The sequence below is a fragment of the Methanocalculus taiwanensis genome, from assembly GCF_024372745.1.
GTDB lineage: Archaea > Halobacteriota > Methanomicrobia > Methanomicrobiales > Methanocorpusculaceae > Methanocalculus > Methanocalculus taiwanensis.
On the sequence record NZ_VOTZ01000049.1, the window covers coordinates 1 to 3545 of the forward strand.

The 3545-nt window shown below is 43.5% G+C and carries 4 protein-coding genes; all 4 read left to right on the forward strand.

What is annotated here, in order from left to right; all coding sequences use genetic code 11:
• Window positions 1-204 precede the first annotated feature (204 nt).
• The 4 genes from FTO68_RS11630 to FTO68_RS11645 are packed head-to-tail and all read left to right on the forward strand — an operon-like array spanning window position 205 to window position 3176.
• On the forward strand, window positions 205-528 hold the full coding sequence (locus tag FTO68_RS11630; protein ID WP_255333579.1) for a PIG-L deacetylase family protein: 324 nt from the start codon (window positions 205-207) through the stop codon (window positions 526-528).
• Between the two features lie 54 nt (window positions 529-582).
• Window positions 583-1020 (forward strand): acyltransferase, encoded by a 438-nt coding sequence (locus FTO68_RS11635; RefSeq protein WP_255333580.1) that lies wholly within the window; start codon window positions 583-585, stop codon window positions 1018-1020.
• A gap of 23 nt (window positions 1021-1043) precedes the next feature.
• The gene (locus FTO68_RS11640; protein ID WP_255333581.1) at window positions 1044-2144 is read left to right on the forward strand and encodes a DegT/DnrJ/EryC1/StrS family aminotransferase; all 1101 of its coding nucleotides are present in this window, start codon (window positions 1044-1046) and stop codon (window positions 2142-2144) included.
• Complete coding sequence (locus FTO68_RS11645) at window positions 2145-3176, forward strand: UDP-N-acetylglucosamine 4,6-dehydratase family protein (RefSeq protein WP_255333582.1); 1032 nt, start codon at window positions 2145-2147, stop codon at window positions 3174-3176.
• The last annotated feature ends 369 nt before the right edge of the window (window positions 3177-3545 follow it).

Genomic DNA, 3545 nt, shown 5'->3' on the forward strand with positions numbered 1-3545 from the left:
GAAGTGACAGATACGGGATTTAAGTGCCGGATTCTCAATTATACAGATGAATTACAGGATATTACGCGGCTGTTCGGGTCAGGGGTGGAAAAATATTATGCATGAAAAAGTAGATGCCGAATGTGGGTTAATACCTCATTATAAAAGGTTGTCAATGAGATGTTTTCGGATTGCGTCTTTATCCCACATTGGGGTGATTTGAATATGGATCACCGTATTGTCCACGATGCCTCACTCGTTGCGCTCAGGCCAATCCATCATCGATGTAGTAAAATTTTGGCATATGAAACTCTTTCTGAGACAGAATGGGGCACAGGATTTGGTGCTTTTGAGCCCAGGTATTATATCGATGTAACATCAACTCTCGAATTAAAGATTGAGGCAATGGAGGCATTTGAGACAGAGTTGAAAGAAAGCCCACATCCACGATCCCGGGAGGGTATTGCCCATCTCTCGAAAAAGCGGGGCTCGGAGATCCTTGTAGAGGCTGCAGAGGCATTTGTACCAATTCGGATAATTGAGGTATGAATGAAAAAAAGAAGCAAACATCAAACATAACACATTTGATCTCAAGGTTTGTTTATGATGCGTTTCAATAACTGGACATACCCGGAAATAACCGATGGAGAACCCACAAAGTATCACTGGATTGTAAAGCACACGGGTTCATTCAAACTTGGATATAAAACGGATGTTGGCGCATTCACCTATATCAACGCCCAATATGGTGTTATTATTGAGGATCATGTCCAGATAGGATCGCACTGCTCAATCTACTCACTCTCAACAATCGATCGGAAACAGGGTGAAGTCCGGTTAGAGAAAGGATGCAGAATCGGCACACACTCCGTCATAATGCCCGGAGTCACAATAGGGCGAGGATCGATCATTGGAGCATTTTCCTTTGTGAACACGAATATCCCGGCGGGTGTTCTTGCGTATGGCGTTCCTGCCAAAGTAATCCGGCTATTAAATGAAGCTGAGCTGACTGAGATAGAAGAATCTGAGGAATCACTATGACCTGGAACATACCCCTTTTCAAAATGTACTATGATGATGACGATATCGATAGTGTCAGCACTGCGCTCCGTTCCGGAATGAACTGGGCTGTTGGTCCGAACGTAATCGATTTTGAAGCCGGAATCGCTGATTATATTGGCTCAAAATATTGCCTCACCTTCAATTCCGGGACATCAGCACTTCATACTGCACTCATTGCCCACGGCATCGGCACCGGTGATGAGGTAATTGTCCCCTCCTTTACATTCATTGCAACCGCAAATGCTCCGCTTTTCGTCGGGGCAAAGCCGGTATTTGCGGATATTGAAGAGAGTACCTTGGGCCTTAGCCCGAACAGTGTGCTTGAGCAGATTACACAGAAGACAAAGGCGATCATTCCAGTGCATTATGGGGGGTGCCCCTGCCAGATCAGGGAGCTGCGGGAAATTGCAGATGATCATAACCTGGTGCTCATTGAGGACGCAGCAGAGGCATTTGGCGCGTCTATAAATGGGACAATGGTCGGAACCTATGGTTATTCGGCGATGCTCAGCTTCTGCCAGAATAAGGTGATTACAACCGGCGAGGGGGGTGCGCTCGTCACAGATGACCGTGACCTCTATGAGCAGGCAAAGTTGATCCGATCTCATGGACGGCTGGAGACCGCAGATTATTTCAGCTCATATCAAAGCATGGACTATGTCACGCTTGGATATAACTTCAGGCTTTCGAATATCACTGCTGCCCTGGGCCTTGCACAACTCCGGAAGGCAGATGCGATCATCTCCATGCGAAAGGCTATTGCAGAATTGTATACAACACTTCTTCAGAAAAAAGTGCCTGAGGTCTCGGTTATGAGTCCCCCGGATGGTTATACGCATGTGCATCAGTTATTCTCAGTGCGTGCATCTGATCGGGATGGTCTCATGAAATATCTGGCAGATCAGGGGATCATGAGCAAGATCTATTTTGATCCAGTGCATCTGACACACCATTACCGGTCAATGCCTGGATATGAGGTCTCGCTTCCTGTGACTGAGAGGGTGGCTGGAGATATTCTGAGCCTGGCGATCTATCCGGGAATGCCGGAAGAGGAAGTGATGTGCGTGGTTGATTCAATAGCAGAATATTATGCGGTGAAATAGATGGATATCGCAGAATTTTATAAGGGAAAGACGGTTCTGGTCACCGGCGGGGTCGGGTCGATTGGGAGTCTTCTGGTAAGGGAACTTCTAAGATATGAACCAAAGAGTCTCCGAGTATTTGATAATAATGAAACTGGCCTCTTTGATCTCGAACAGGATCTTCAATCAGATAATCTTCGCTTTCTTGTTGGAGATATTAGGGATAAGGAGAGGCTTGTTGTTGCTATGGAGGATGTTGATATCGTCTTTCACGTAGCGGCCTTAAAACACGTCCCACTCTGTGAATTCAACCCATATGATGCCGTTAAGACGAATATAATAGGAACGCAGAATGTTCTTGATGCAGCATATGACCAAGGGGTAAAAAAGGTCATTACAGTTAGCACAGACAAAGCGGTAAATCCATCAAATGTTATGGGAGCGACTAAGCTTCTTGCAGAACGTTTAACAATCTCTGCAAATATTTATCGTGGTTTTAAAAGGTCGGCTTTTTCGTGTGTTAGGTTTGGCAATGTGTTGAATTCTCGGGGCTCTATAATACCACTCTTTCTTAAACAGATTCAAAGGGGCGGACCATTAACAATCACCCATCCTGATATGAGAAGATTCTTTATGGATATCCCATCTGCCACAAACCTAATTCTAAAAGCAGGATTGCTTTCACAGGGAAATGAGATTTTTATTCTAAAAATGAAAGCTATGCGTATTATTGATCTTGCGGAAGTTATGCTAAAACTATATGCTCCAATCTATGGATATGATCCCGATACTTTTCCGATTGATTATATTGGAATGCGAAATGGTGAAAAAATTGATGAAGCGCTGTTGATACTTGATGAGACAAAATATACATATGAGAATGATGAAATGTATTGTGTACTTCCAAAAACCTTGCCGCGTACTCACTATTCACCTGATGATTATGCACCTGTTGGGTTTAAGCATGCAATAATCGATTCATATTCTTCAAGAGATACACAATTACTAACAAAAGAGGAGATTGCCAAGCTTCTGAGAGAGCTTGGAGTATAATGTTATAATAGAATTGAAAATACTTTGATAGGCTAATAATGCTCGACTTGAGTTTAGGAGATCGGGTACACCCTATATTCCTGCTCATTCATCCTACATTCCCGGCAACACCTAACTAGCCTAAAGATCTAACTCCATATTTTTCTTGGATTCTCAATATATTCTCTCACGTTGGAGCGAAAGTTTTATCCTCGTTATGTGTTATATGTTTTCGCTCATCAAAAACTGATCCACTTTTCATGAAATGACGACATATGTCAGAGGCTCTTGAAATCTGTTCAACTAACATGATTAACTTCCTCCTTTTTATGCTCTTGCTCTTCAATGAGATGGATGTACTCTTGAACCAATCGCTCGCTCATTTCCAGT

Excerpts from the sequence above, each read along its gene's own strand:
- FTO68_RS11635 (WP_255333580.1), top strand. The coding sequence starts at position 583 with ATGATGCGTTTCAATAACTGGACATACCCGGAAATAACCGATGGAGAA.
- FTO68_RS11630 (WP_255333579.1), top strand. The coding sequence starts at position 205 with ATGGATCACCGTATTGTCCACGATGCCTCACTCGTTGCGCTCAGGCCA.
- FTO68_RS11640 (WP_255333581.1), top strand. The coding sequence starts at position 1,044 with ATGTACTATGATGATGACGATATCGATAGTGTCAGCACTGCGCTCCGT.
- FTO68_RS11645 (WP_255333582.1), top strand. The coding sequence starts at position 2,145 with ATGGATATCGCAGAATTTTATAAGGGAAAGACGGTTCTGGTCACCGGC.